This is a genomic window from Inquilinus ginsengisoli (assembly GCF_031453975.1).
GTDB classification, from domain to species: domain Bacteria; phylum Pseudomonadota; class Alphaproteobacteria; order DSM-16000; family Inquilinaceae; genus Inquilinus; species Inquilinus ginsengisoli_A.
Map to the genome: position 1 here is coordinate 392,061 of NZ_JAVDPW010000002.1, position 25,596 is coordinate 417,656.

Annotated in this window: 25 protein-coding genes, 1 tRNA gene and 1 other RNA gene; 13 read left to right on the plus strand and 14 right to left on the minus strand. The window is 69.0% G+C overall.

Features of this window, described 5'->3' with window-relative positions; translation table 11 throughout:
* Positions 1 to 4 precede the first annotated feature (4 nt).
* The 3 genes from E9232_RS05645 to E9232_RS05655 all read right to left on the minus strand — a co-directional run bounded on the left by E9232_RS05645 (position 5) and on the right by E9232_RS05655 (position 1,315).
* Complete coding sequence (locus E9232_RS05645; protein ID WP_309792637.1) at positions 5 to 586, minus strand: hypothetical protein; 582 nt, start codon at positions 584 to 586, stop codon at positions 5 to 7.
* Between the two features lie 33 nt (positions 587 to 619).
* Positions 620 to 1,129 carry a hypothetical protein gene (locus E9232_RS05650; RefSeq protein WP_309792638.1) on the minus strand — a complete coding sequence of 170 codons (510 nt, stop codon included), beginning with the start codon at positions 1,127 to 1,129 and terminating at the stop codon, positions 620 to 622.
* Positions 1,130 to 1,238: 109 nt separating this feature from the next.
* Positions 1,239 to 1,315, minus strand: a tRNA-Arg gene (locus E9232_RS05655).
* A gap of 212 nt (positions 1,316 to 1,527) precedes the next feature.
* Here E9232_RS05655 and E9232_RS05660 point away from each other — a divergent pair.
* The 4 genes from E9232_RS05660 (at position 1,528) to E9232_RS05675 (ending at position 4,860) form a co-directional block, all read left to right on the plus strand.
* Entirely contained in the window at positions 1,528 to 1,965 is a 438-nt protein-coding gene (locus E9232_RS05660; RefSeq protein WP_309792639.1) for a DUF4864 domain-containing protein, read from the plus strand.
* Positions 1,966 to 2,051: 86 nt separating this feature from the next.
* On the plus strand, positions 2,052 to 2,894 hold the full coding sequence (gene dapD / locus E9232_RS05665) for a 2,3,4,5-tetrahydropyridine-2,6-dicarboxylate N-succinyltransferase (protein ID WP_309792640.1): 843 nt from the start codon (positions 2,052 to 2,054) through the stop codon (positions 2,892 to 2,894).
* A gap of 202 nt (positions 2,895 to 3,096) precedes the next feature.
* On the plus strand, positions 3,097 to 4,275 hold the full coding sequence (gene dapE / locus E9232_RS05670) for a succinyl-diaminopimelate desuccinylase (protein WP_309792641.1): 1,179 nt from the start codon (positions 3,097 to 3,099) through the stop codon (positions 4,273 to 4,275).
* Between the two features lie 3 nt (positions 4,276 to 4,278).
* Complete coding sequence (locus E9232_RS05675; protein ID WP_309792643.1) at positions 4,279 to 4,860, plus strand: hypothetical protein; 582 nt, start codon at positions 4,279 to 4,281, stop codon at positions 4,858 to 4,860.
* Here the strand turns inward: E9232_RS05675 and truA are convergent.
* From truA to E9232_RS05720, 9 genes are all read right to left on the minus strand, one after another.
* On the minus strand, positions 4,845 to 5,591 hold the full coding sequence (gene truA / locus E9232_RS05680) for a tRNA pseudouridine(38-40) synthase TruA (RefSeq protein WP_309792644.1): 747 nt from the start codon (positions 5,589 to 5,591) through the stop codon (positions 4,845 to 4,847). The two genes, E9232_RS05675 and truA, sit on opposite strands and share 16 nt — an antisense overlap.
* Before the next feature lie 8 nt (positions 5,592 to 5,599).
* Positions 5,600 to 6,523: a methionyl-tRNA formyltransferase gene (gene fmt / locus E9232_RS05685; protein ID WP_374710596.1), complete on the minus strand. Its 924-nt coding sequence runs from the start codon at positions 6,521 to 6,523 to the stop codon at positions 5,600 to 5,602.
* A 139-nt stretch (positions 6,524 to 6,662) separates the two neighbouring features.
* Positions 6,663 to 6,986, minus strand: coding sequence for a YbaB/EbfC family nucleoid-associated protein (locus tag E9232_RS05690; protein WP_309792645.1), 324 nt, complete (start codon positions 6,984 to 6,986; stop codon positions 6,663 to 6,665).
* Entirely contained in the window at positions 6,983 to 8,818 is a 1,836-nt protein-coding gene (locus tag E9232_RS05695; protein WP_309792646.1) for a DNA polymerase III subunit gamma/tau, read from the minus strand. Before E9232_RS05695 ends, E9232_RS05690 begins: the two co-directional genes overlap by 4 nt.
* An 88-nt stretch (positions 8,819 to 8,906) precedes the next feature.
* An RNA gene (gene ffs, locus E9232_RS05700) (signal recognition particle sRNA small type) lies at positions 8,907 to 8,999 on the minus strand.
* Positions 9,000 to 9,067: 68 nt separating this feature from the next.
* Complete coding sequence (locus E9232_RS05705) at positions 9,068 to 9,853, minus strand: IclR family transcriptional regulator (RefSeq protein WP_309792647.1); 786 nt, start codon at positions 9,851 to 9,853, stop codon at positions 9,068 to 9,070.
* Positions 9,854 to 9,876: 23 nt separating this feature from the next.
* Positions 9,877 to 10,599 carry an SDR family NAD(P)-dependent oxidoreductase gene (locus tag E9232_RS05710; RefSeq protein WP_309792649.1) on the minus strand — a complete coding sequence of 241 codons (723 nt, stop codon included), beginning with the start codon at positions 10,597 to 10,599 and terminating at the stop codon, positions 9,877 to 9,879.
* Complete coding sequence (locus tag E9232_RS05715; protein ID WP_309792650.1) at positions 10,596 to 11,897, minus strand: MFS transporter; 1,302 nt, start codon at positions 11,895 to 11,897, stop codon at positions 10,596 to 10,598. Before E9232_RS05715 ends, E9232_RS05710 begins: the two co-directional genes overlap by 4 nt.
* A 49-nt stretch (positions 11,898 to 11,946) precedes the next feature.
* Complete coding sequence (locus E9232_RS05720; RefSeq protein WP_309792651.1) at positions 11,947 to 12,468, minus strand: 2,4'-dihydroxyacetophenone dioxygenase family protein; 522 nt, start codon at positions 12,466 to 12,468, stop codon at positions 11,947 to 11,949.
* A gap of 261 nt (positions 12,469 to 12,729) precedes the next feature.
* On the opposite strand from E9232_RS05720, the gene E9232_RS05725 reads away from it, so the two are divergent.
* From E9232_RS05725 to E9232_RS05765, 9 genes are all read left to right on the plus strand, one after another.
* On the plus strand, positions 12,730 to 13,443 hold the full coding sequence (locus tag E9232_RS05725; RefSeq protein ID WP_309792652.1) for a GntR family transcriptional regulator: 714 nt from the start codon (positions 12,730 to 12,732) through the stop codon (positions 13,441 to 13,443).
* Complete coding sequence (locus E9232_RS05730) at positions 13,443 to 14,306, plus strand: ABC transporter permease (protein ID WP_309792653.1); 864 nt, start codon at positions 13,443 to 13,445, stop codon at positions 14,304 to 14,306. Before E9232_RS05725 ends, E9232_RS05730 begins: the two co-directional genes overlap by 1 nt.
* A complete protein-coding gene (locus tag E9232_RS05735) occupies positions 14,303 to 15,145 on the plus strand; it encodes an ABC transporter permease (RefSeq protein ID WP_309792654.1) in 843 nt (280 codons plus the stop codon). The genes E9232_RS05730 and E9232_RS05735 overlap by 4 nt, the downstream gene beginning before the upstream one ends.
* A gap of 52 nt (positions 15,146 to 15,197) precedes the next feature.
* Positions 15,198 to 16,244 carry an ABC transporter substrate-binding protein gene (locus tag E9232_RS05740; protein ID WP_309792655.1) on the plus strand — a complete coding sequence of 349 codons (1,047 nt, stop codon included), beginning with the start codon at positions 15,198 to 15,200 and terminating at the stop codon, positions 16,242 to 16,244.
* A 2-nt stretch (positions 16,245 to 16,246) separates the two neighbouring features.
* Entirely contained in the window at positions 16,247 to 17,356 is a 1,110-nt protein-coding gene (locus E9232_RS05745; RefSeq protein WP_309793153.1) for an ABC transporter ATP-binding protein, read from the plus strand.
* 38 nt (positions 17,357 to 17,394) lie between these two features.
* A complete protein-coding gene (locus E9232_RS05750; protein WP_309792656.1) occupies positions 17,395 to 18,090 on the plus strand; it encodes an RraA family protein in 696 nt (231 codons plus the stop codon).
* Positions 18,083 to 18,811, plus strand: coding sequence for an HpcH/HpaI aldolase family protein (locus tag E9232_RS05755; protein WP_309792657.1), 729 nt, complete (start codon positions 18,083 to 18,085; stop codon positions 18,809 to 18,811). Before E9232_RS05750 ends, E9232_RS05755 begins: the two co-directional genes overlap by 8 nt.
* Positions 18,812 to 18,825: 14 nt before the next feature.
* Positions 18,826 to 20,433, plus strand: a complete 1,608-nt coding sequence (locus tag E9232_RS05760; protein ID WP_309792658.1) for a 5-guanidino-2-oxopentanoate decarboxylase — start codon at positions 18,826 to 18,828, stop codon at positions 20,431 to 20,433.
* Between the two features lie 196 nt (positions 20,434 to 20,629).
* Positions 20,630 to 21,229: a cation efflux transmembrane domain-containing protein gene (locus E9232_RS05765; RefSeq protein ID WP_309792659.1), complete on the plus strand. Its 600-nt coding sequence runs from the start codon at positions 20,630 to 20,632 to the stop codon at positions 21,227 to 21,229.
* A gap of 102 nt (positions 21,230 to 21,331) precedes the next feature.
* Here the strand turns inward: E9232_RS05765 and E9232_RS05770 are convergent, their stop codons facing one another.
* Both E9232_RS05770 and E9232_RS05775 read right to left on the minus strand, forming a co-directional pair.
* Complete coding sequence (locus tag E9232_RS05770) at positions 21,332 to 24,463, minus strand: efflux RND transporter permease subunit (protein WP_309792660.1); 3,132 nt, start codon at positions 24,461 to 24,463, stop codon at positions 21,332 to 21,334.
* Positions 24,460 to 25,578, minus strand: a complete 1,119-nt coding sequence (locus E9232_RS05775; RefSeq protein WP_309792661.1) for an efflux RND transporter periplasmic adaptor subunit — start codon at positions 25,576 to 25,578, stop codon at positions 24,460 to 24,462. Before E9232_RS05775 ends, E9232_RS05770 begins: the two co-directional genes overlap by 4 nt.
* Positions 25,579 to 25,596: the final 18 nt, after the last annotated feature.

Below are 25,596 nucleotides of genomic sequence, written 5' to 3' on the forward strand. Positions count from 1 at the left end.
TTCTCTATTTTTTGAGCCTAATGATTCCCTGTCTGTCCAACTTTTTCGGTAAGGGGACGGGCGTAGGCAAATCGCGTGGCTTGTCACCGCCTGATAGGCGACCAAGCTGCTCGGCTACAAAGCCATATACCTCTGCAGAGTAGTTGCTGCCCACGTAACAAAGCTGCTGAAGCCACTCGACATCCGCTTCAGTTATTCTCTTCCTATAATCCGTTATTCTTGGTTGTGCATCTGCAACATAGAGCTCCATGGTTCCGTTAGTAACGAGACCACTTAAATGGTTTACGTAAAAATCACGATATTCTTTTACGGAGAAAAATAAATCGCAGCAGTGAATCAGCGACCGTTGTTTATCCCCATCGCAAAACTCTATTGCGTAGGTTCTTATAGAATCGACAATGGACCTTATATCCATATTCAGGTTGATCGCGTAGTGTTTTTGATCGTTTTGGTCCTCCGACAAAATACACCACAAAATCGTTCTCATGTGCTGTTCAAACACATTGAAGTTGAAGACTATTCTTCCGAAGTCCGCCAAAACCGGGTCATATTCCGGAGGCGGCCATTTCGTAACTTTTCTAGCCATAATGTTATCCTTAAATCTGCGATGCCATCGGATCTATGTTGCGGAGCGATTATGGCGCCACGCGTGATATGCCTCCGTCATAGCCATATGCGCGACCCGGACCCGATCGGCCATCCCCGATATCTCAGTTGGTGACCAATTCGAAAATTCTGCAAACGGATCTTTTGCCTTCTGACTCACGTACCTGAAGGAGATCCGAGGCAGGTGCGCAAACTGTGGGGCCGCGTCGACTAGGGTGTTTTCCCATATCGCGCCGTGGCCAAGCACGTTCCGCATTTGCTGGGCGTCATCAAACGTCTGCAGCGCGTCGGCCGCAGCCTGTCGATCTCGCTCCGGTAGGGCCTGATTCGCGAAGAAGTCCGCGTACAGCTTCCGAAGATCCTCGGCCCTCAACTTGGCTGCCGCCTTCTCCGTGGCTGTCAGGCCCAGGCCGCGAGCTCGCCGCACCAATGACGCATGGAACTTGGCTTGGCCGACGATCAGCCGGCCGATGGGCTTGTAGTATTCCTCGAACGGGTCGACTTCAGGGTTGCTCTGGGACATGGCCTGTCCAATCGCATGTCAGGGTTACCCCAAACGCTACCCCCAAAAGACTAAGGCCGCTACCTGGGGTAACGGCCTTTCAACAACTTGTTGATTTGCTTGAGAGAAATGGCGCGCCCGAAGAGATTCGAACTCCTAGCCTTCTGATCCGTAGTCAGATGCTCTATCCAATTGAGCTACGGGCGCGTTCTGCGGGGCGTTTGCGGCGCCCCGTCTGCAAGCGGGCGGAACCTAGTCGATGCCCGCCCCCGATTGCAAGCCCCATTTTCATCGATCCGACATGTAGCGAGTCATGCGCCCCGCACATGCGCAGGGCCAGGCCGCCTGCGCCGGCTTGCCGCCACATCCGCCGGGGCCATCTCTCTCGTAGAACCGGGTACACGGCTGGGGAGGTTGTCATGCGGCTGGTGCTCGGCGCCCTCGGGCGCGTCCTTATCCTGCTTCTCCTGTTCGCCCCGCCGGCGCTGGCGCAGGCCATGCCCGGCGACGCCGACAAGCAGGCCATCGTCGGCACCATCCGGAAACAGCTGGACGCCTTCCAGGGCGACCGCGCCGCCGAGGCCTTCGGCTACGCCAGCACGAACATCCAGCACATGTTCGGCACGGCGGACAACTTCCTGGGCATGGTCCGGACCGGCTATCCCGCGGTCTACCGGCCGCGGTCGGTGGATTTCCGCGAGCTGGTGACCACCGGGGGCCGGATCGTGCAGAAGGTGCTGTTCGTCGGGCCGGACGGGGTGCCCGTCATCGCCGAATACTTCATGGAGCGGCAGCCCGACGGCAGCTGGCGAATCGACGGCTGCCGGCTGGACCGCAGCGGCGACACATCGGCATGATACCTAGTCTGAGGGCGACGTTGACAAGGCCGACGGGGGCGCCCCATCGTGCGGTCCCCGCCATGTAAGACTGCCGAACCCTTGTCATGACCGACATCGCGCTGAAGACCACCATCGAGCAGGCCTGGGCCGGCCGCGACAGCCTGACCCCCGCCACCCGGGGCCCGATCCGCGACGCCGTCGAGGCGGTGTTGGAAGGCCTCGATTCCGGCACGCTGCGCGTCGCCGAGAAGGTCGACGGCGCATGGCACGCCCATCAATGGCTGAAGATGGCGGTGCTGATGTCGTTCCGCCTGTCCGACAGCCAGATCGTCGAGGGCGGCCCGGGCGGCGCCGTGTGGTACGACAAGGTGGCGCCGAAGACCCTGGGCTGGGGCGAGAACCGCTTCCGCGAGGCCGGCTTCCGCAGCGTGCCGGGCGCGGTCGTCCGCCGCAGCGCCTACATCGCGCCGGGCGTCGTCCTGATGCCGAGCTTCGTCAATGTCGGCGCCCGGGTGGACAGCGGCACCATGGTCGACACCTGGGCCACCGTCGGATCCTGCGCCCAGATCGGCAAGAACTGCCACCTCTCGGGCGGCGTCGGCATCGGCGGCGTGCTGGAGCCGCTGCAGGCCAACCCCGTGATCATCGAGGACGACTGCTTCATCGGCGCCCGGTCCGAGGTGGTCGAGGGCGTGATCGTCGAGCGCGGCGCGGTGCTGTCGATGGGCGTGTTCCTGAGCGCCACCACCAAGATCGTCGACCGCGAGACCGGCACCGTCAGCTATGGCCGGGTGCCGTCCTATTCCGTGGTGGTACCGGGCGCCCTGCCGGGCAAGCCGCTGGCCGACGGGTTGCCGGGCCCGTCGCTGTCCTGCGCCGTCATCGTCAAGCGGGTGGACGAGCGCACCCGGGCCAAGACCTCGATCAACGAGCTGCTGCGCGACTGACGGTGGTCGAGGGAATGCAAAATTTTCAATGTCATTGCCCGGCTTGACCGGGCAATCCAGGGGCCACCAAGGCCCGCTCTGGCCGCCCCTGGATGCCACGGTCAAGCCGTGGCATGACATTGAAAATTGAGACCTGTGGGCCAAGCCCGGGCATGACAGACCGGGGGGAGCCTTTCGAGCTTCGACAGAGACGTCCAGAGCCATGCCCGTCCCCGATCCCGTCGCCCTGACCCAGGCCCTGATCCGCTGCCGCAGCGTTACCCCTGCCGATGACGGGGCGCTGGCGGCGCTGGAGGCGGCGCTGGCGCCGCTGGGCTTCCGCTGCGAGCGGATGCGGTTCGAGGCGCCGGGGACGGCGCCGATCGACAATCTCTACGCCCGGATCGGCACCGGGGGCCCGCATCTCTGCTTCGCCGGCCACACCGACGTGGTGCCGCCGGGCGACGAATCCCGCTGGCGCTTCCCGCCCTTCGAGGGCCGCATCGAAGAAGGCCGGATCTGGGGCCGCGGCGCCTGCGACATGAAGAGCGCGGTCGCTGCCTTCGCCGCCGCCGCCGGACGCTTCATCGCCGAACGCGGGTCCGCGTTCGGCGGATCGATCAGCCTGCTGATCACCGGCGACGAGGAAGCCGAGGCGATCAACGGCACGGTGAAGGTGCTGCAGGCCCTGGCGTCGCGTGGCGAGACCATCGACGCCTGCATCGTGGGCGAGCCGAGCAGCAGCGAGACGGTCGGCGACACCATGAAGATCGGCCGGCGCGGCAGCCTGACCGGCCGGCTGACCGTGCGCGGCGCCCAGGGCCATGTCGCCTATCCCCACAAGGCCGACAACCCCCTGCCCCGGCTGGTGCGGATGCTGGCGGCGTTGAGCCCGGGAGGGCCTGAGGCCCCGGGGCCGGAGATCGACGGCGGCAGCACACATTTCGACCCGTCGACCCTGGCCGTCACCACCATCGATGTCGGCAACCCCGCCACCAATGTGATCCCGGCCGAGGGCCGCGCCGTGTTCAACATCCGGTTCAACGACACCTGGACGGCGGACAGCCTGGGCGCCTGGCTGCGCGACCGCTTCGACGCGGTCGGCGGCGATTACACCCTCGACCTGCGCCACGGGGCCGACAGCTTCCTGACCGCGCCGGGCGAGCTGACCGGTCGCGTCGCCGGCGCGGTCGAGCGGGTGACCGGGCGGCGCCCGGCCTTCAGCACCTCGGGCGGCACCTCCGATGCCCGCTTCGTCAAGGATCATGCCCCGGTGGTCGAACTCGGCCTGGTCAACGCCACCATCCACAAGACCGACGAGAACGTGCCGGTCGAGGAGATCGAGACGCTGACCCGGATCTACCGGGCGGTGATCGAGGACAGCTTCCCGGAGAGGGGCTGAGCCATGGCCGTCTCTTCCGGCGACATCATCCGCGGCGTCTGGGGCGCCTGGCGCCTGGCCCGGCGCGACACCAGCGGCATGGCGATGTTCGACGTCTCGCCGGACGGCGCGGCGAAGAGCTTCGTCGCCGCGGTGCTGGCCTTCCCGCCTTACATGGTCATCCAGGCCTTCCTGCTGAGCGAGAAATGGCCGCTGCTGCTGCAGCCCGGCCCGCTGCTGATCGAAACCCTGGGCTTCATCGCCGGCTGGGCGCTGATGCCGGCCGCCATGACCTGGATCCTGCCGCAGCTCAACCGGGGCCCACGCCTGTCCCAGGCGATCGTGGCCTACAACTGGGCGCTGCTGCTGATCACCCTGGTCCAGCTCTTGCTGACGCTGCTCACCGTCGCAGGCCTGTTCCCCAGCGTGCTCGGCCTCATCGCCAGCGTCGCAGTGGCGGTCGCCTGCTATCTCTACGAGGGCTTCGTGCTGCGCACCGCGGTCGAGGTCGATGTCCCGATCGCCGCGGGACTGGTGGTGTTCGACGCGGTGCTGTCCTACCTGCTGGGCACCTGGGTCGACGTGATCGCTCAGGCCGCGATGTAGCGCACCCACAGGAAGCACAGCCCGTCGGGCGGCGCGGTGGGGCCGGCGGCGGCGCGGTCGCGCGCGGCCAGCGCCTCGGCCACCCAGCCGGGCGGGCGCTTGCCCTCGCCCACCAGCTTCAGCGTGCCGGCGATGTTGCGGATCTGGTGATGCAGGAAGGACCGCGCCTCGGCCTCGATCTCGACCGCGTCGCCGCGGCGGATCACGTCCAGCCGGTCGATCGTCTTCACCGGCGATTTGGCCTGGCATTCGGCGGCGCGGAAGCTGGTGAAGTCGTGGTGCCCGACCAGGTGCTGCGCCGCCGCGTGCATCGCCGCGGCGTCGAGCGGCCGCATCACCTGCCAGGCCCGCCCGGCCTCCAGCGCCAGGGGCGCGCGGCGGTTGACGATGCGGTAGCGATAGGCGCGCTGCACCGCCGACATCCGGGCGTTGAAGCCGTCGTCGACCAGCTCCGCCTCCAGGATCGCGATCGGCAGCGGCTTGAGGTGCTGGTTGACCGCGTCGCGCACTGTGTCGGGCAGGGTCGGCCTGGCGATGTCGACATGCGCCACCTGCCCCGCCGCATGCACCCCGGCATCGGTGCGGCCGGCAGCGGTGGTGCGGACATCCTCGCCGCAGAACTTGAAGATCGCCTCCTCCAGCGCCTGCTGCACCGACAGGCCGTTGGCTTGGCGCTGCCAGCCGACGAAGGGGCGCCCGTCATATTCGATGGTGAGCTTGAACCGCGCCATGCGCCGCCTCAGACCATCCCGAACCGGGTGCCCGGCGGGATCGGGAAGCCGTTCAGCAGGTCGCGCGCCGCGACCGGCGCCTTGCCCGGGCGCTGCAGCCGGACCAGGCGGATGGCGCCCTGGCCGCAGGCGACGGTAAGCTGGTCGTCCAGCACCGTGCCGGGCTCTCCCCGGCCCGCCACCGGCGCCGCCGCCAGCACCTTGATGCGCTCGCCCGCATGCTCGAACCAGGCGCCCGGCTTCGGCGTCAGCGCCCGCACCTGGCGGTCGACCACGGCCGCGTCGGCCCAGGCGATGCGGCCATCCTCCGGCCCGATCTTGGCGGCGTAGGTGACGCCCTGCTCCGGCTGCGGCGTCTCGACCGCCCGGCCCCCGGCCACATCGGCGATCGCCGGCACGATCAGCCGGGCCCCGAGGGCGGCGAGCGCGTCGTGCAGCTCCGGCGTCGCGGTCTGCGGCCCGATCGCCACGCGCTCGGCCAGCAGCATCGGGCCGGTGTCCAGCCCGGCCTCCATCCGCATGATGGTGACGCCGGTCTCGGCATCGCCCTCCAGGATGGCGCGGTGGATCGGCGCGGCGCCGCGCCAGCGCGGCAGCAGCGAGGCGTGGATGTTGAAGCAGCCGAGCCGCGGCGCGTCCAGCACCGGGCGGGGCAGGATCAGCCCGTAGGCGGCGACCACCGCGGCGTCGAGGCCCAGCGCCGCGAACTCCGCCTGGGTCTCCGGCGTGCGCAGGGTGACGGGATGGCGGACCGGCAGGCCCCGCTCCTCCGCCGCGCGCTGCACCGGCGAGGGCTGCAGCTTGTGGCCACGGCCGGCGGGGCGCGGCGGCTGGCTGTAGACGGCCGCGATCTCATGCCCGGCATCGATCAGGGCGAGCAGCGCGGGCACCGCGAAATCCGGCGTGCCCATATAGGCGAGGCGAAGGGGCATCAGAGCTTGGAGTGTCTTCTCAAACTGTCATTGCCCGGCTTGACCGGGCAATCCAGGGGCCACCAAGAGCTGCTCCGGCCGCCCCTGGATGCCACGGTCAAGCCGTGGCATGACGGAAAGGAAAAGCGGGCGGAACCGCTCAGAACGGCAGCTTCATCCCCGGCGGCAGCTTCAGGCCGCCCATCAGCTTCGAGGTCTCTTCCTGCACCGCGGCCTCGACCTTGCCCTTGGCGTCGCTGAAGGCGGCGACGATCAGATCCTCCAGCACCTCGACCTCGGCCGGGTCGACCAGCGCGGGATCGATCTTGAGCGAGCGCAGCTCGCCCTTGCCGTTCAGCACCACCGAAATCATCCCGGCGCCGGCCTGGCCCGGGACCTCGATCTCGCCCAGGCGCCCCTGCATCTCGGCCATCTTGGCCTGCATTTCCTGCGCCTGCTTCATCATCTGTCCGAGATTCTTCATGCCTCTCGCGGCTCCTCTTCATCGGGGGCGGAAATCGGTTCGGACCCCGGGATCGTCCCGTCATCCTGTTCCAGCGGGTTGCGCAGGTCGCGGATCACGGCGCCGGGGAAGGCCGACAGCACCGCCTTGACCATCGGGTGCTCGGCCGCCTGGGCCAGGGCGTTCTCGCGATCGGTGCGCGCCTGCTGGGTCATGGTCGGCGCGCCGTCGGAGCCCGAGATGTCGACCACCCAGCGCTCGCCGGTCCAGTCGCGCAGCGCGGTGCCGAGCCGGCTGGCGAGATCGGGCGGCGCCGATTCATGCGGCCGGAACTCCAGCCGTCCCGGCTCGAAATGCACCAGATGCACCGCGCTCATCAGCTGGCCGTGCAGCACCACGTCGCGGGCGGCGGCGATCTGCACCAGCTCGTCGAAGCTCTTCGGCGCCGCGCGCAGCACCGGCTTGGGCGCGGCCGGAACCACGACCAGGGCGGGGGCCTGGACCGGCACCGGATTCGACGCCGCCATGACCACCGGGGCCGGCTCGCTCGCCACCAGGGTCAGTCCGCCCCCCGCCGCCATCCGCGCCCCGCCGCCGGGACCGGGCGCCGGCGCCGGCGTCACGGCGCCTTGGGCCTGCAGATCGCCGAACCTGCGGATCAGCTCGCTTGGGCTGGGCAGGTCGCTCATATAGAGCAGGCGGATCAGAACCATCTCCAGCGCCGCCTGCGCATTCGGCGCGGCCTGCACCTCCCCCGCCCCCTTCAGCAGGGTCTGCCAGGCCCGGGTCAGGGCCGGCAGCGACAGCTTCTCGGCCAGGGCGCCGCCGCGCAGGCGCTCGACCTCCGGCACCGCCGGATCCTCCAGCACCGCCGGCACCATCCGGGCCCGGGTGACGAAATGGACGAAGTCGAGCAGGTCGCCCAGCACCGCCTGGGGGTCGGCCCCGGCCCGGCGCGCCGCCTCCAGCCCGTCGAGCATGCGCGGGCCGTCGCCGGCGAAGGCGGCATCCAGGATGTCGACCACGCTGGAGCGGTCGGCCAGGCCCAGCATCTCGCGCACCCGCGCCGCGGCGATGAACGGCTTGTCGCCGACCGGAGTGCCCTGGGCGATGGCCTGGTCCAGCAGCGACAGCCCGTCGCGCGCCGACCCGTCGGCGGCCCGCGCGATCATGCCCACCGCCTCCGGCTCCGCCGCCACGCCTTCCTTGTCCAGGATCTCGCCGAAATAGGCCTGCAGCTGGTCGGCGCCGATGCGGCGCAGGTCGAAGCGCTGGCAGCGCGACAGCACCGTCACCGGCACCTTGCGGATCTCGGTGGTGGCGAACACGAACTTCACATGCGGCGGCGGCTCTTCCAGCGTCTTCAACAGCGCGTTGAAGGCGTTCTTGGAGAGCATGTGCACTTCGTCGATGATGTACACCTTGTACCGCGACGACACCGGGCCGTAGCGCACGCCGTCGATGATTTCACGGATGTCGTCGACGCCGGTGCGGCTGGCGGCGTCCATCTCCATCACATCGACATTGCGGTCGGCCAGGATGGTGCGGCACGGCTCGCACACGCCGCAGGGATCCGCGGTCGGCCCGCCCTTGCCGTCCGGCCCGACGCAGTTCAGCGCCCGCGCCAGGATCCGCGCCGTGGTGGTCTTGCCCACCCCGCGCACCCCGGTCAGCACGAAGGCATGGGCCAGCCGTCCCGAAGCGATGGCGTTGGTCAGGGTGCGCACCAGCGCGTCCTGGCCGATCATGTCGGCGAAGGTGGTCGGGCGGTACTTGCGGGCGAGCACGCGATAGGCCGCCGGCTTGGCCGGCTGCGGCGTGTCGATCAGGGGCAGGGCTGCGTCATCGCTCATGGCGCGCGATCATAGGGAATGGAGCCGGCGGTCGAAAGGCCGAAGCATCGCCATGAGGCGATGAATGATCGTGGAGCGCGGGGAAGGTGGGAGACCGGCAAGCGACCCGCATCGAAACTCGTTACGGCTGCTTCCTTCCGGATCTGACCGGGTTGGCGAGGGACACGTCCACCGCCGATCTCCCGCGCCCTATATCGGAGTTCCGGGCGCAGGAGGCAAGACCAGATTTACACGCCGCGTGCATCCGCCTCAGCGTACCCCGTCCGCCACCAGGGCGGCGATGCGGCGGCAGCAGGCCAGCAGCGGCCCGGTGTAGCGGTCGGGATCGTCGGTGGCGGCACGGTATTTCGGGATGCTGACGCTGACGCAGCCGATCGCCCCGCCCCCCGGCGCCGCGATCGCCGCGCCGTAGCACCAGATGTCGGTCTCGTTCTCCTCGGCGTCGGTGGCGTAGCCGCGGGCCCGGATGCGGTCGATCTCGGCCTGCAGCGCCGGCAGCGTCGTCAGGGTGTGCGGCGTCATCGCCACCAGGTCGAGCCGCGGCAGCAGCGCCGCCGCCTCGGCGGGAGCCAGGGCGGCCATCCAGGCCTTGCCGACCGAGCTGGAATGCAGCGGCATGCGGGTGCCGATGCGCGAGGCCATGCGCACCGCCTGCGGGCTTTCCAGCTTGTCGACGACGATCATCTCGGCGCCGCTGCGGACGGCGAGATGCACGGTCTCGCCGGTGGCGTCGCGCAGCCCTGCCAGTTCGGCCGCCGCCAAGTGGCGCAGCTCGAACCGGTCCCAGGCGCGGCCGGCCAGCGCCATCAGCCGCGGGCCGAGGCCGAAGGCGCCGCCGCGCGGGGTCTCGAACACCATGCCCTCGGCCGCCAGCGCGGCGACGATGCGGTGCGCGGTCGGGCGCGGCAGGCCGGTGGCGCGGGCGATCTCCGCGACCGAGACCGGGTCGGGCGCATCGGCCACCGCCTGCAGCACCGCCATTGCCTTGCCGAAGGCGGCCGCGCCCTGCACCGATGTCGAATCGCCCTGCCCCATCGCGCCTTGCCTGCCCTGCCCGTTCAGACCGTGAGATAGCCGCCGTCGACCGGCAGCGCCACGCCGGTGATGAAGCCGGCGGCCGGGCTGCACAGGAAGGCGACCGCCCGGGCCACATCCTCCGGCTGGCCCCAGCGGCCCAGCGGGGTGCGGCCGAGAATGGCGCCGGAGCGCGCCGGGTCGTCCTGCAGCGCCTGGGTCAGCGGCGTGGCGATCCAGCCCGGGGCCACCGCGTTGACGCGGATGCCGTCCTCGGCATAGGCGATCGCCAGCGACTTGGTCAGTTGCACCACGCCGCCCTTGCTGGCGCTGTAGCCCGGCACCAGCCCGCCGCCGAAGAAGCTGAGCATCGAGGCGGTGTTGACGATGCAGCCGGCGGTCTGGCGCAGCAGCGGCCGCGCCGCGCTGCACAGCCGCATGGTGCCGGTGAGGTTGACCGCCAGCACCTGCGCGAACACCGCCGGGTCATGCTCCTCGACCCGCCGGATCACCCCGGCGCAGTTGACCAGGATGTCGAGCCGGCCGAGGCCGCCCACCAGCCGGTCGACCGAGGCCTGGTCGGTGACGTCGAGTTCGGCGACGTGGGCGCCCTGCGGCGCCTCGGCCCCCGCGGCCGGGGCCAGCCCGGCGGCGATCACGGTGGCGCCCAGCCGCGCCAGCTCGGTCGCCACCCCGGCGCCGATGCCCTGGGTGCCGCCGGAGACCAGCGCGGTGCGGCCGGCGAAGAGATCGGTCTGGAAGGTCATGCGTACTGCCTTTCACGGACCGTGGCGCCGCGGTCCGCGACCGGCTTGCGCACCAGGACGACAAGGGCCAGCGCCCCGACGCAGGCCACCGCCGCGCTGATCAGCAGCGCGTTGACGAAGGACCCGGTCTGGTCGAGCACGAAGCCGGTGATGATCGGGGCGAAGGATCCGGCGAAGTAGCCGCCGAAATTCTGGATGCTGCCCAGCGATGCCACCTGGCGCGACGGTGCCGCGACGCTGACCAGCATCCAGGCGGTGGAGCTGGCGTAGTTGATGCAGAACATCGCCAGCGAGATGTAGGTGACCGCCAGGGTCAGGTCGGGGGTGTAGGCGGCCGGCAGGGTGAAGATGGCGCCACCCACCAGGCCTGCGGCCATCGGCCATTTGCGGCTGGCGATGGCGCCGACGCCGTGGGCCAGCAGGAAATCCGCCACCCGGCCGGAGCACAGCATGCCCAGCGCGCCGAAGATGTAGGGGATGATGACGACCCAGCCCGTCTTGGCGATGCTGAGATGCCGCTCATGCTCGAGATAGCCGGGCAGCCAGGTCAGATACAGCCAGACCATGTAGACCACGCCCATGAAGCCCAGCACCATGCCCCAGGTGGTGCGGTTGCCGAACAGGCCGATCCAGTCGGCGAAGCTCTGCCGCGGCACGGTCTGGGCCGGGCGGCCTTCGTCGAGATAGGAGCGTTCGGGCTCGGTCAGCGCCACCTCGCTGCGGTTGCGGTACAGCAGGTACCAGCCGATGGCGACGATGATGCCCAGCGCGCCCATGATCAGGAACATCGGCCGCCAGCCGAAGGCCAGCATGACCACGGTCAGGATCGGCGGCGCGATCGCCGGCCCGATGCAGGAGGAGGCGACGAAGATGCCGGTCGGCAGACCGCGTTCCCGCGGGGTGAACCATTCGCTGATCACCTTGGCGCCGGCCGGGAACTGCGGCGCCTCGCCGACGCCGAGCACCGCCCGGGTGGTGACGAGCTGGGTCAGGGACTGGGCCAGGCCGCCGGCGAACTGGGCCAGCGACCAGAAGAACATGCCGGCGCCGAGCATGACCCGGGCGCCGAAGCGGTCCAGCAGCGCCCCGACCGGCAGCTGCGAGAAGGCATAGGTCCAGGAGAAGGCGGAGAGCAGCAGCCCCATCTGCAGGCCCGACAGGCCGAGCTCGCCGGCGATGTCGTGATTGGCGATCGAGAGGGTGCTGCGGTCGAGGTAGTTGACGATGCCGGCCGTGGTCAGGAAGGCGACGGCGGTCCACTGGATCCAGCGGATCCGCGGCGGCTTGCCGGATGACATGAGAAATCTTCCTCAGAACGCTGTATTTGCTATCTTTTCTGCGAAGACGTCAGCGGATGAACTGCTTGACGTAATCCTCGCCCAGCCCGACCGCGGCATAGTGCTTGCGGCACATGTCGAGCTTGGTGAAGACGTCCTCATAGCCGGTGTGCTTGCCCCAGGGGTCGACGTAGTACATGACGCCGTTGACCTGGAAATAGGTGATCATCTCCTGGACATCCTCGTCGACCACCAGGGTGTGGGTCTCGCCCGGCGGCTCGAACACGTAGCTGCCTTCGGTGGCGACCCAGTCATGCTCGAGATAGCGCCAACGCCCCTTCAGCACGAAGCCGTGGACCGGGCCGGGATGGCGGTGGCGGCTGAGCACGCCGGACTTCCGAACCCGCAGGAGGTTCATCCAGTAACCACTTGAGATGTTGAGGCAAAGTGGCCGGAACCAGACGTTCTCGGCCTGCGGCACCCAGACCCGCTCATCCACCGGGATGGCGTCGGGCACGACGATGTCCGCCAGCGCTTCGGGCGGGTTCGGATACTGGTAGGGCATCCGGGACGTATCGGCATCGGCTGGCATGGCGTCCTCTCCATTTGTCCACATTATAGACATTTATTCCATATTGTGGATAGAGTTGAACCTCTCCGCGCCGCCTGTCAATGGCCGGACAAATCAGCGCGATCTCGAAAGCGGACGCTCGCTGGGCTGACCGCACGCGGCTGAGGCCGGGCGCGGAGACCTTCCAAGCCTCCCGGGCATTTCGCCTATGCCATCGACCTTGACTCCAAGTAGCGTTTATAAAATCCTATAAATATATTTGTAAGATCCTATGAGGATGCGATGACCCTGCCGCCGGCCCGACGGATGAGCGATGTGGCCTATGAGAAGCTGCGCCAGGCGATCATCCGTGCCGAATTCGAGCCGGGTGTGCCGATCGAGGAGAAGAGGGTGATGGAGCGGCTGGAGGTCGGCCGCACCCCCTTGCGCGAGGCGCTGCAGCGCCTGTCGCAGGAGGATCTGGTCAAGAATGTGCCGCAGCGCGGCTATTTCGTCTCCACCACCTCGGCCACCGACCTGTTCCAACTGATCGAGTTCCGCCAGCACGCCGAGGTGCTGGCGGCCCGGCTGGCGGCGGCGCGGGCCAGTGCCGGCCATCTCACGGATTTCGGCCTGATCCTGGCCGAGGCGCGGGCTGGCGCCGCCGCCGGCAACCAGGACCTCGCCTGGAACATCGAGATCGACGAGCGGATGCACCGGCTGGTCGCCAAGGCCAGCGGCAACGGCTACCTCGCCCAGGCGCTCAATCGCCTCTATGCGCTCTCGGTCCGCAGCCTCTACCTGTCGCATGTGCCGATCACCCTGATCCGGGACGAGCTGGAGACGATGCAGGCGCTGCACGACGCGCTGGCGTCGCGCGACGCGGACGGCGCCGAGGCGGCGATGCGCAGGCATCTCGACTTCAACGTCGTCAATCTCGTGGCCTCGGGCACCCGCCCGGCGCCGCATCCGGTCCCGGCGGCGGTGCCCGGCGACGGCCAGGGGCCGGGACGCTGATGGACGCGATCCGGCGCCGGCCGTTCCTGGTCACGTTGCTGCTGCTGTCGCCGGCGACGGTCCTGATGGTCGCCTTCCTGATCGCGCCGATGCTGATCGTGATCGCCGACAGCCTGTCCGGCCGCGACGCCTATGGCGGCATCGTGCCCGGCTTCAGCCTGGCCAGCTATGCCGAGCTGCTGCAGCCGATCTACATCCCGATCTTCTGGAACTCGCTGCAGCTCGCCGCGGTCAACACGCTCCTCTGTCTCGCCATCGCCTATCCGGTCGCCTGTTTCATCAGCTTCCGCGCCGGCCGGTGGGCGCCGATCCTGCTGGTGCTGATGCTGGTGCCGTTCTGGATCGACTTCCTGATCCGGATCTCGGCCTGGGTGGTGCTGCTCGGCCGCAACGGGCTGATCAATGCCGGGCTGTCCTGGCTCGGGATCATCGACGAACCGCTGCGCATGCTCGGCAGCTACGGCGCCGTCCTGGTCGGCATGCTCTACGCCTTCCTGCCCGCGGCCGTGTTCCCGATCTATGCCGCGCTCAACCCGATCGACCGGACCTGGCTCGAGGCGGCACGCGATCTCGGCGCCAGCCCGACCGAGAGCTTCTGGCGCATCACCTTCCCGCTGTCGCTGCCGGGCGTGATGGCGGCGGTGCTGTTCGTCTTCGTCCCGTCGATGGGCGTCTTCGCTATCCCGGTGCTGCTCGGCGGCGGCAAGAGCATCATCATCGGCAATCTGATCGTCCAGCTGTTCCTCGACTTCCGGAACGTGCCACTGGGCTCGGCGGTCGCGGTGGTGCTGCTGGTCTTCTCCTCGATCGCGATCCTGCTCTACATGCGCTTGCTGCGCCGGGTCGAGGCGCAGCGGGCATGACCGATGCCCTGCCCTTCCCAGCGGCCCGGTCCGCCGGCCCGGTCCGCCGCGCCGCCGACGCCGCCCTGTCCCGCTTCACGCCGACGGTCACGATCGCCGCCTACCTCTTCCTGTTCGTGCCGATCGCGGTGCTGATCGTCTATTCCTTCAACGCCTCGCGCTCGACCGTTGTCTGGACCGGCTTCACCCTCGACTGGTACCGCGAGGTGCTGGCCGACCGGTCGCTGCAGCGCGCGCTGTGGGTCAGCGCGGTGGTGGCCGGGGCCTCGGCCCTGCTCAGCACCGTCATCGGCACACTCACCGCCCTCGTCCTCGCCCGCCGGACCTTCCGGGGCCGGGACGGCTTCTCGACCCTGGTGCTGGCGCCGCTGGTGCTGCCGGAGATCGTGCTGGCGGTCGGCTTCCTGGTGCTGATGGCGGCGGCCGGCATCCCGCTCGGCTACTTCACGCTGATCGCCGGGCACACGCTGATCGCGGTGCCCTTCACCACCCTGATCGTCCGCGCCGCCGCCGCCGCCCTCGACCGCAGGCTGGAGGAGGCGGCGGCCGATCTCGGCGCCGACGGCCGCCAGACCTTCTTCCGGGTCACGCTGCCGCTCCTGCTGCCCGCCATCGTCACCGCCTTCCTTCTAGCGGCGACCCTGTCCTTCGACAATTTCGTGATGTCGACCTTCACCTCGGGCGTCGGCACCACGACGCTCCCCTTGCGGATCTATTCGATGCTGAAGACGGGCATCACGCCCGAGATCAACGCGCTCGGGACGCTGCTCGTCGCCGCCAACATCCTCGTCGTCGTCGCGGTGGCCGGCCGGCATCTGAAGCTGCTGCTCAAGAGATAAGCGCCGTCCAAGGCGTGTCCGATCCAATCAACCCAAGCATTCAGGAGGCTTCATGCAACAGGATCTTCGCCGCTGCGCCCTCGCCGGATTGTCGGCGGTCGCCCTGTCCCTCTCCCTGGCCGCCCCCGCCATGGCGGAGGAGCTGCACATCTACGCCTGGTCGTCCGAGCTGCCGGACGAGGTGGTGCAGGACTTCGCCAAGGCGACCGGGATCGACGCGACGGTCGACACCTTCGACAGCAACGAATCCCTGATCGCCAAGCTGGAGGCCGGCGCGTCGGGCTACGACATCATCAACCCGTCGCAATATGCGGTGCAGATCCTGGTCAAGAAGGGGCTGGTCGAGCCGCTCGACCACACCCGGCTGCCCGGCCTCGCCAACCTGTCGGAGGTGTTCCGCACCCTCTCCTACGACAGCGGCAACCAGTACAGCCTGCCCTACATCTGGGGCACCACCGGCTTCGCCTACAACAGCGACTGCGTGACCGAGCCGGTCACCAGCTGGAAGGCGCTGTGGGATCCGAAATACAAGGACCGGATCTACATGCTGGACAACATGCTCGCGGCCTACATCGCCGCGCTGCAGATCAACGGCTACAGCGCGACGTCGGCCAACCCCGACGAGATCGCCAAGGCGACCAGGTCCCTGATCGAGCAGAAGCCGATCCTGGGCGGCTACAACAGCACCAATTTCGCCGACCTCGTCTCCTCCGGCGAGGCCTGCCTGGTCGAGGCCTGGAGCGGCAACGTGATCCAGGCGATGGCCGACAATCCGAAGGTGCACTACGTGCTGCCGGACGAAGGCGGGACGATGTGGATCGACGGTTACTCCGTGGCCAGGAACGCGCCGAACCGCGACGCCGCCTACAAGTTCCTGGACTATCTGCTGCAGCCCGAGGTCGCGGCCAAGGTCACGCGGCTGGTCAAGGTGGCCAACACCAACGCGAAGGCCAAGGCGCTGCTGCCGCCTGACATCACCGGCAACCCGGCGATCTATCCGCCGGAGGAGCGGCTGAAGAAGGCCGAATTCATCCTCGACCACGGCGAGGCGATGAAGTTCTACCAGGATGGCTGGACCCAGGTGAAGGCGGCGCAGTGACCATGGAGTTCGCGGTCGAGCTGCGCGGCATCGCCAAGCGCTTCGCCAAGGTCGGCACGGTCGAGATCAACGCGGTGCGCGACATCGACCTGTCGATCGGGTGCGGCGAGTTCTTCACCCTGCTCGGCCCGTCGGGCTGCGGTAAGACCACGACGCTGCGCCTGGTCGCCGGGTTCGAGCAGCCGACCGCGGGCGAACTGCGGATCCAGGGCCGGTCGATGGTCGCGGTGCCGGCCCATCTGCGCCCGGTCAACACCGTGTTCCAGAGCTACGCCCTGTTCCCCCATCTGACCGTCGAGGACAATGTCGGCTTCGGCCTCGCGGTCAAGCGCGTGCCGCGACGCGAACGGGCCGAGCGGGTGCGCGAGGCGCTGGCGCTGGTGCGGATGGACGGCCGGGCCGGGCGCAAGCCGTCGGAGCTGTCCGGCGGGCAGCAGCAGCGCGTGGCCCTGGCCCGGGCCCTGGTCAATCGGCCCGCCGTCCTGCTGCTCGACGAGCCGTTCGGTGCGCTCGACCTCAAGCTGCGCCGCGAGATGCAGATCGAGCTGAAGCAGATGCAGCGGCGCCTCGGCATCACCTTCGTCTTCGTCACCCATGATCAGGAGGAGGCCCTGACCATGTCCGACCGAATCGCGGTGATGCATGACGGCCGCGTGCTGCAGGTCGACGGTCCCGTCGGGATCTACGAGCGCCCGACCAGCCGCTTCAGCGCCGGCTTCATCGGCGAGATGAACTTCCTCGCCGCCACCGTGGCCGAGGCCGGACCGGACGGGGTGGCGCTGAAGGCGGCACACACGACCATCCGGCTGCCGCGGGGCGACCATGCCCTCGCCCCCGGCCAGGCGGTGACCCTGGCGATCCGGCCCGAAGCCCTGGCCTTCGCCGACGCCACGGAGGACGGCCCGGCGGAAGAGCGGGTCCGGATCGAGGGCCGGGTCCGCGACGCGATCTATATCGGTACCGACCGCCGCTACGCCGTCGACCTCGCCTCCGGCGAAACCATGCATGTGCGCCAGCAGAACTCGGCCGCCCGCCACCGGAGGGCGCCGGTCGTCGGCGATGCGGCCACCCTCTTCACCTGCGCCGGCGCGGTCCGGGTCCTTCTGGATTGACCGCGCCGGTGCCGACTTTTCAACGCAGGAGCCTTTGAATGGCCGTCCGCTCGTATCGCCTCGAGGCGATGCCGCCGCAGATCCCGGCGCCGATCCTGGATCGCTTCCGCGGCGTGGAGACCGCGACCGTCGGGCACTATCTCCATGACCGTTTCGTCGCCCCGGCGCTGCGCCCGCTGATCGACGGGCCGCGCATCGCCGGCACCGCCGTGACCGTGTCGATCCCCGGGCCGGATTCGACTCTGCTGTACCATGCGATGGACCGCGTGCGGCCGGGCGACGTCGTGGTGATCGACCGGGCCGGCGACCGGCAGCATGCCTGCTGGGGCGGCTTCATGGCCGCGGTGGCCAAACTGCGCGGCGTCGCCGGCGTGATCGTCGACGGCGCCGTGACCGACCCGGCCGCGATCCGCGAGGCTGGCGTCCCGACCTGGGCCCGCAGCATCTCGCCGATCACGACCAAGCTGCTCAATCTCGGCGGCGGCTTCAACATCCCGATCGCCTGCGGCGGCATCGCGGTCGCGCCGGGCGATGCCGTGCTGGCCGATGATTGCGGCATCCTGGTGCTGCCGCGCGACCAGGTCGAAGGGGTCAGCGACACCGCCCTCGCCGACCAGGCCGAGGAAGGGGAATGGCTGGCCAAGCTCCGCGGCGGGATGGCGCTGCAGGACATGGTCGACGTCGCCGCGATGCTGGCCGAGCGCGACCGCAAGGACGGAGGCGTCCATGGCTGAGCTGGATTTCAGCCGGCTGGCCGTGTGGCTGTCGACGCCGCACCAGGCGATGCTGGAGATCGCGCATGACGTCGGCTATCGCCGCGTGGTGCTGGATGTCGAGCACGGGCTGTTCGATCTCGACGCCACCGACAAGCTCGTGGCCCTCGCCCGGGCCCTGGGTATGGCCATCTTCGTCAAGGTGCTGGGCCCCGAGACGATCCCGATCCAGCAGGCGCTCGACATGGGCTGCGACGGCGTGATCATCCCGCATATCGAGGATGTGGCGCAGGCCGCGCGGGTGACCGCGGCGGCGAAGTACCCGCCGCTGGGCGGCCGCAGCTTCAGCGGCACCCGCCCGGCGCGTTATGGCGGGGCACCGCAGAGCTACTACGATGGCGAGAACCGCCGCACCCGCTGCTTTCCGATGATCGAATCCGCCGCGGCGCTCGCCGATGTCGAGGCGATCCTGGCCCTGCCGACGGTCGACGGCGTGTTCATGGGACCGAGCGACCTCTCGCTCAGCCGCGGCCGCGGCGCCTACCGCAATGGCCCGGAGGACCAGGCCGACCTGCGCCGCGTCGCGGCCGCCGCGACCCGCGCGGGCAAGCCGTGGATCATGCCGGCCTGGAGCGATGCGGAGCGCCGGCTGTCCGAACAGCTGGGCGTCGATTTCATGGTCGTGATCGACGAATTCGGCGCCCTCAGATGGGCGCTGACCGAAGCCGCCAAACCCGTCTGACCCGAGGCACCGCCATGACCATTGTTCCGTCCTGCGGCACCCAGCTGATGCACCTGCTGCGCGCCTATGGGGTCGACACCGTTTTCGGCATGCCGGGGGTGCACACGCTCGAGGCCTATCGCGGCATCGAGGCGGCGGGCATCCGCCACGTCGGCGTCCGGCACGAGCAGGGCGCCGGCTTCATGGCCGATGGCTATGCCCGCATCTCCGGCAAGCCCGGCGTGTGCCTGCTGATCTCCGGCCCTGGCGTGACCAATGCCGCGACGCCGATCGGCCAGGCCTATTCCGATTCCCAGCCGATGCTGGTGCTGTCGAGCGTCGCCGCGACCGAAGACCTGGGGATGGGGCGCGGCCGGCTGCACGAGATCACCGACCAGGCTCGGGTGACCGAGCCGCTGACCGCCTTCTCCGCCGTCGCCCACAGCCCGGCGCAGCTGCGCGAGCTGGTGGCCCGCGCCTTCGCCGTCTTCGCCTCGCAGCGCCCCCGCCCGGTCCACATCTCGATCCCGCTCGACGTCCTGAAGATGCCCGATCCGGCCGCTCCCCGCCGCCGGCAGGTCCCGGCCGCGGCGCGGCCCGATCCGGCGGCGGTCGAAGCGGCGGCCGGGCTTCTGCGCGATGCCCGGCGGCCCCTGATCATCGCCGGCGGCGGCAGCATCGGCGCGGCGGCGGAGATCGTCGCCCTGGCCGAGGCCATCGGCGCCGCCGTCATCCCGACCATCGCCGCCAAGGGCGTCATTCCCGACGCGCATCCTCTGGCCCTCGAGGCGACGCTGGAGCGGCCCCTGACCCAGGCCTTCGTCGAGGCCGCCGATGTCGTCCTGGCCATCGGCACCGAGCTGGCCGAGCCGGATCTGTGGCGCGACGGGCCACTCGCCCTCGGCGGCCGGCTGATCCGGATCGACCTCGACCCGGCCGCGCTGACCCGCGACTACGATGTGGACGTGCCGATCCTCGGCAATGCCCAGTCGGCGGTTGCGATGATCCGCGCCGCCCTGGGGCCGACGGGGGCCGGGCACGGCTTCCACGGCACCGCCGAGATCGCCGCCCAGCGGGCGCGCGAACGAGCGACCCTGACGCCGCTGGAGCGCAAGCACCTTGCGGTGCTGGACGCGCTGCGCCGGGCCTTGCCGCCCGAAGGCGTGGTCTTTGCCGACATGACCCAGATCACGTACACCGGGTACTGCTACTACCCCTGCCCGGCCCCCAAGCGGTGGATCTTCCCGGCCGGCTACGGCACGCTCGGCTTCGCCCTGCCGGCCGCGATCGGCGGCCAGCTCGCGGCGCCGGAGCGGCCGACAGTGGCCCTGGTCGGGGATGGCGGCTTCCTGTTCACGCTGCAGGAGCTCGGCACCGCGGTCGAACTGAAGCTGCCGCTCGCGATCGTGCTGTGGAACAACGACAGCCTGGCCCAGATCCGGGACGGCATGACGGCCCGCGGCATCCCGACGATCGGCGTCAACCAGCGCAACCCCGACTACCTCAAGCTGGCCGAGGCTTTCGGCTGCCGCACCGCGCGACCCGACGGGCTGGCCGCATTCGAACACAGCCTGGCCGAGGCCTTCGCGGCCGAAGGGCCGACGGTGATCGAGCTGCGGGAGGACGCGTCGTTCCTGCCCTGACGATCCGGCGGTCGGGGCCGCGGTCGGACTGATGGACGTTCGCCGCGTCGGGCGGCGACCGTCTTGAGCCCTCTGTCGATCAGGGCTGGAGCAGGATGAATTTAGCTGGGATCATCTTCGGGCCGGGGTGAAGAAGTTTCGGCATCGCTGCGGGGTAGCGAAGCGGCGGGCGGCCTTGCAGATGGGAAGCGGCAGAATGGATGCTGTGGCCACCGAAATTGGCTTGCGTCGGGTCGTGCGCCGGGTCGCGGCGTTCAACCTCGGCTATTTCGGCATCGAGTTTGCCGTCGCTGTGGCCATCGGCTCGGTCTCGCTCTTCGCCGACAGCATCGACTTCCTCGAAGACGCATCGGTCAACCTGCTCATCATGCTGGGGCTGGGTTGGAGCATGAGACAGCGGGCCAAACTCGGCATGGCGCTCGCCCTGATCCTGCTGATTCCGGGAATCGCCACGCTTTGGGCGGCTTGGGAGAAGTTCATGGTACCCGTGCCGCCCGCGCCAGCGGCACTGACCCTTACCGGGACGGGTGCCATGATCGTCAACTTCACCTGCGCCCTGATGCTGGCACGTTTTCGCGAACATGGCGGCAGCCTGACCCGGGCCGCCTTCCTGTCCGCACGCAATGACGTCCTGGCCAACATCGCAATCATTCTCGCCGGAGTCGTCACCGCCTATCTCTGGTCGACCGCCTGGCCTGATCTCATCGTCGGGCTTGGTATCGCCGCGATGAACGCAGATGCAGCCCGCGAGGTGTGGCAGGCCGCCCGCGAAGAACATCGCTCGGCTTCTGCCTGAGGCCGCCGCGTCGAAACCGGTGGCATCCATTCCGATGGGCGTCGTCGCAGTCGCAGCTCGCCGGCAGGCCGGCGTGCCGTCCTGATCCTGTCGGTGCGTCTGTCACTCGGCGCCGGCCGGCGCGGGGATTGCCTCACGGTGTCCGTGACCCAAGCCGGTCCTGGCTTCAGGCGAGACGGCATCCGCCGGCTTCACGCGGAACCAGGCGGCGTAGAGCGCCGGCAGGAAAAGCAGGATGAGCACGGTGCCGATGGCCGTCCCGCCGATCAGCGTGTAGGCCATGGACCCCCAGAACACCGAATGGGTGAGCGGGACGAAGGCCAGCACGGCGGCGAGCGCCGTCAGGATCACGGGACGGGCGCGCTGCACGGTCGCCTCGACCACGGCGTGGTAATCGTCGAGCCCGGCATCCTTGTTCTCCTTGATCTGCCCGATCAGGATCAGGGTGTTGCGCATCAGGATGCCGGCGAGCCCGATCAGCCCCAGAATGGCGTTGAAGCCGAAGGGCTGGTTGAAGGCGAGCAGGATCGGCACGGCGCCGACGAGGCCGAGCGGGGCGGTCAGCATCACCATGGCGGTCGCCGAGAAGGAGCGGACCTGCAGCATGATGAAGACCAGCATCAGGGCGACCATGATCGGGAACACGGCGGCGAGCGCGGCATTCGCCTTGCCCGCCTCCTCGATCGAGCCGCCCATCTCGATGCGGTAGCCCGCGGGCAGCGAGGCGATCAGCGGCTGCAGGGCCTGCATGACATGCTTCGAGACTTCGGGCGGCTGGGTGGCCTCGCCGATGTCGGAGCGGACGGCGATCGTCGGGATCCGGTCGCGCCGCTTCATGATCGGGTCTTCCATGCGCACCTCGGCATGGCCGATCTGGTCGAGCGGGATCAGCCGCCCGTCGCGGCTGGTGAGCGAAAAGTCGGTGAGGCGGGCGGGGTCGAGCCGCTCTCCACCGGCGCTGCGGGCCACCACGTCGACGGTGCGGATATTCTCGCGGACCTGGGTGACGGTGACGCCGGTGAGCAGGAACTGCAGCTGCTGCGCCGCCTCCGCCGGCGACAGGCCGATCAGGCGCAGCCGGTCCTGGTCGAGGACATAGCGCAGGGTCGGCACGCGGTTGCCCCAGTCGCGATTGGCCTGCTGCACGTCGGGCACGCCCCGCATGATGGCAAGGGCCTGCTCGGAGATCCGGCGCAGCTCGCCGGCATCCGGCCCCATGATCCGGAACTCGACCGGGAACGGCGTGTAGGGGCCGAACACCAGCTGGGTGATGCGCAGATAGGCCTCGGGCGCCAGCCCTTCGGCCACGGCCATGCGCAGCCGGTGCTTCAGGGCCTCGCGGGCCTCCGCGTCCGGCGTCAGGATGACGATCTTGGCGAAGGCAGGGTCGGGCAGTTCCGGGGACATGGCCAGGAAGAAGCGCGGCGCGCCCTGGCCGACATAGCTGGTGACGATCTGCGCCTCCGGCTGGTCCGCCAGCCAGCGCTCGACCGTCTCCACCGTCCGCTCCGTCGCCTCGATGCTCGTGCCTTCCGGCATGCGCACCTCGACCAGGACCTCGGGACGATCGGAGGTCGGGAAGAATTGCTGCTTCACCGCGCCCATGCCGATGACGGAGAGCATGAAGACAATCGCCACCGCGCCGCAGGTCAGGAATTTGTGGCGCACGGCGAAGGCGATGACCCGGCGCAGGCGCCGGTAGTTCGGCGTGTCGTAGATGGCGTGGTGCCCGCCTTCGACCGGCTTGATCTCGGGCAGCAGCTTCACGCCGAGATAGGGCGTGACGGCGACCGCCACGACCCAGGAGGCGATCAGGGCGAAGCCCACGATCCAGAAGATGTTGCCGGCATATTCGCCGGCGGTGGAGCGCGCGAAGCCGACCGGCATCAGCCCGACCACCGTCACCAGCGTGCCCGACAGCATCGGCGCCGCCGTATGGCTCCAGGCATAGGCCGCGGCCGCGATCCGGTCCATGCCTTCCTCCATCTTCACCACCATCACCTCGATGGCGATGATGGCATCGTCGACCAGCAGCCCGAGCGCGAGGATCAGGGCGCCGAGCGTGATGCGGTCGAAGAAGCGGCCGGTCTCCAGCATGACCAGGAAGACGACCGCGAGGGTGAGGGGAACCGCGGCCGCGACGACGATGCCGACCCGCCAGCCGAGGCTGAGCAGGCTGACCAGCAGCACGACCCCGAGCGCCATGAAGAACTTCAGCATGAACTCGTCGACCGACTCCGTGATGTTCACGGCCTGGTCGGTCACCTTGGTCAGGCTGAGCCCGAGCGGCAGGGCGCCGGCAACCTTCGCCGTTTCCGCCTCCAGCGCGCGGCCGAGGTCGAGGCCGTTCCAGCCGCCCTGCATCACCACGGACAGCATCAGCGCCGGCTCGCCCTGATGGCGGATGATGAAGGTCGCCGGGTCCTCGTATCCGCGCCGGACATCGGCGATGTCGGAGAGCTTGAGCGTGCGGCCGCCGGCGGCGATCGGCGTGTCGGCGATCTTCTGAAGGTCGTCGTAGGCGCCGTCGAGGCGGATGAAGACCTGCGGTCCCTCGGTGTCGATCGAGCCCGCCGGGGTCACCGCGTTCTGCCGCTGCAGGGCGACGAAGATGTCCTGCGCCGAGACGCCGAGCGTGACCAGCTTGGCATAGGAGAACTCGACAAAGATGCGTTCCGGCCGTTCGCCGAGAATGTCGATCTTCTTGATCCCGGGCACCTGGAGCAGCTGCTGGCGGATCGCTTCGCCCTGCCTGACCAGCGCGCGCATCGGCATGCCCTTGGCCTTCAGCGCGTAGAGCGCGAAGCTGACATCCGAATATTCGTCGTTGACGAACGGGCCCATGGCCCCGGCGGGCAGGTTCCGGGCCTCGTCGCCCAGCTTCTTGCGGGCCTGGTAGAACTGCTCCTGCACCTCGGCCGGCGGGGTGCTGTCCTTCAGGGTGAGCGTCATGAAGGCCAGCCCGGGCCGCACCATGGTCTCGACCCGGTCGTACCAGGCCAGCTCCTGGAGTCGCTTCTCGAGCGGCTCCGCGACGAGGTCCTGCATCTCCTGCGCCGTCGCGCCCGGCCAGGCGGTGGTAACGGTCAGCGTCTTCACGGTGAAGGCGGGATCCTCGGCGCGGCCGAGCTCGAGGAAGGCGAAGGCGCCGGCGATCGCGATCGCGATCGCGATGATGAAGAACAGCGTCACCGCGCGCTCGCGGACGGCGAGCGCCGAAAGATTGAAGCTCATGGCGATTCCGCCTTTGCCACCACAATGCGGACGGTCTCGCCGTCATGGAGAAGATGGGCGCCCAGCGCTGCGATCCGCTCGCCGGGTTCGACGCCCGACACGATCGCCGTCTCCTCGCCCAGCCGGCGTATCGTCACCGATCTGAAGCCAACCGTGGATTTGTCCTGGTCGATCACCCAGACGCCGGTCTTGCCGCCGTCGTCCAGAATGGCGCCGATCGGGACCTCGACGTCCTGGGCGGCATCGGCATCCGCGATCCACAGCGTCACCGTCGCACCCAGCGGTGCCGATGCCGCATCGCCATCCAACACGTAGCGCGCCTCATAGGTCCTGGTCTGCGGGTCGGCTGAATCCGACAATTGCCGCAGGCGCGCGGGCCAGCGCCGCTTATCGAGGCCATAGACGGTCGCCTCGGCCTGCGAGCCCAGGATCGGCCTGACCGTCTCGGGAAGTGCCACGATGGCCTCGCGCGGCCCGGCATGGGCGAGCCTCACCACCACCTGTCCGGCCGAGACGACCTGGCCGGGCTCGCCGAGCGTCTCCACGACGACGCCGTCCGCGTCGGCCTCGAGGGTGGAATAGCCGGCCTCGTTCGCGGCGACCCTGGCCTCGGCTTCGGCGGCGGCGAGCTGCGCCTCGGCGGAATCCAGCGCCGCCTTTGCCTGCTCGTGGCGCTGCTTCGTCGCCCATCCCTTGGCAACGAGATCGGCGTATCTCTTGTCGTCCGCGCGGGCCTGCACGGTGACCGCGCGGGCGGCGGCGGCCGCGTTCTGCCTGGCGGTCAGGGCCAGGCGCAGGTCGCTTTCGTCGATGCGCATGAGCGGCTGGCCGGCGGCGACCCGCTCGCCGATGTCGACCATGCGTTCGACGATCTTGCCGGGCACGCGGAAGCCGAGATTGCTCTGCACCCGCGCCGATATCGAGCCGGTGAATGCGCGCTCAACATGCCCGACCCTCTTGGCTTCGGCGATCGCGATGATCGGCGGAGCGCTGCGCGGATCGCCATCGTCCTGCGCCCTCCGCTCTTCGGCCGCTCCGGAGACCACGAGGAGGCTCACCCCGCCTGCAGCCAGCAACGGGAAAGCCACGAAGAGCAGAAGGTGCATCTTTTTCATGAGCGGATTTCCGATGGC

Excerpts from the sequence above, each read along its gene's own strand:
- E9232_RS05645 (WP_309792637.1), bottom strand. The coding sequence starts at position 586 with ATGGCTAGAAAAGTTACGAAATGGCCGCCTCCGGAATATGACCCGGTT.
- E9232_RS05650 (WP_309792638.1), bottom strand. The coding sequence starts at position 1,129 with ATGTCCCAGAGCAACCCTGAAGTCGACCCGTTCGAGGAATACTACAAG.
- E9232_RS05660 (WP_309792639.1), top strand. The coding sequence starts at position 1,528 with ATGCGGCTGGTGCTCGGCGCCCTCGGGCGCGTCCTTATCCTGCTTCTC.
- dapD (WP_309792640.1), top strand. The coding sequence starts at position 2,052 with ATGACCGACATCGCGCTGAAGACCACCATCGAGCAGGCCTGGGCCGGC.
- dapE (WP_309792641.1), top strand. The coding sequence starts at position 3,097 with ATGCCCGTCCCCGATCCCGTCGCCCTGACCCAGGCCCTGATCCGCTGC.
- E9232_RS05675 (WP_309792643.1), top strand. The coding sequence starts at position 4,279 with ATGGCCGTCTCTTCCGGCGACATCATCCGCGGCGTCTGGGGCGCCTGG.
- truA (WP_309792644.1), bottom strand. The coding sequence starts at position 5,591 with ATGGCGCGGTTCAAGCTCACCATCGAATATGACGGGCGCCCCTTCGTC.
- fmt (WP_374710596.1), bottom strand. The coding sequence starts at position 6,523 with ATGCCCCTTCGCCTCGCCTATATGGGCACGCCGGATTTCGCGGTGCCC.
- E9232_RS05690 (WP_309792645.1), bottom strand. The coding sequence starts at position 6,986 with ATGAAGAATCTCGGACAGATGATGAAGCAGGCGCAGGAAATGCAGGCC.
- E9232_RS05695 (WP_309792646.1), bottom strand. The coding sequence starts at position 8,818 with ATGAGCGATGACGCAGCCCTGCCCCTGATCGACACGCCGCAGCCGGCC.
- E9232_RS05705 (WP_309792647.1), bottom strand. The coding sequence starts at position 9,853 with ATGGGGCAGGGCGATTCGACATCGGTGCAGGGCGCGGCCGCCTTCGGC.
- E9232_RS05710 (WP_309792649.1), bottom strand. The coding sequence starts at position 10,599 with ATGACCTTCCAGACCGATCTCTTCGCCGGCCGCACCGCGCTGGTCTCC.
- E9232_RS05715 (WP_309792650.1), bottom strand. The coding sequence starts at position 11,897 with ATGTCATCCGGCAAGCCGCCGCGGATCCGCTGGATCCAGTGGACCGCC.
- E9232_RS05720 (WP_309792651.1), bottom strand. The coding sequence starts at position 12,468 with ATGCCAGCCGATGCCGATACGTCCCGGATGCCCTACCAGTATCCGAAC.
- E9232_RS05725 (WP_309792652.1), top strand. The coding sequence starts at position 12,730 with ATGACCCTGCCGCCGGCCCGACGGATGAGCGATGTGGCCTATGAGAAG.
- E9232_RS05730 (WP_309792653.1), top strand. The coding sequence starts at position 13,443 with ATGGACGCGATCCGGCGCCGGCCGTTCCTGGTCACGTTGCTGCTGCTG.
- E9232_RS05735 (WP_309792654.1), top strand. The coding sequence starts at position 14,303 with ATGACCGATGCCCTGCCCTTCCCAGCGGCCCGGTCCGCCGGCCCGGTC.
- E9232_RS05740 (WP_309792655.1), top strand. The coding sequence starts at position 15,198 with ATGCAACAGGATCTTCGCCGCTGCGCCCTCGCCGGATTGTCGGCGGTC.
- E9232_RS05745 (WP_309793153.1), top strand. The coding sequence starts at position 16,247 with ATGGAGTTCGCGGTCGAGCTGCGCGGCATCGCCAAGCGCTTCGCCAAG.
- E9232_RS05750 (WP_309792656.1), top strand. The coding sequence starts at position 17,395 with ATGGCCGTCCGCTCGTATCGCCTCGAGGCGATGCCGCCGCAGATCCCG.
- E9232_RS05755 (WP_309792657.1), top strand. The coding sequence starts at position 18,083 with ATGGCTGAGCTGGATTTCAGCCGGCTGGCCGTGTGGCTGTCGACGCCG.
- E9232_RS05760 (WP_309792658.1), top strand. The coding sequence starts at position 18,826 with ATGACCATTGTTCCGTCCTGCGGCACCCAGCTGATGCACCTGCTGCGC.
- E9232_RS05765 (WP_309792659.1), top strand. The coding sequence starts at position 20,630 with ATGGATGCTGTGGCCACCGAAATTGGCTTGCGTCGGGTCGTGCGCCGG.
- E9232_RS05770 (WP_309792660.1), bottom strand. The coding sequence starts at position 24,463 with ATGAGCTTCAATCTTTCGGCGCTCGCCGTCCGCGAGCGCGCGGTGACG.
- E9232_RS05775 (WP_309792661.1), bottom strand. The coding sequence starts at position 25,578 with ATGAAAAAGATGCACCTTCTGCTCTTCGTGGCTTTCCCGTTGCTGGCT.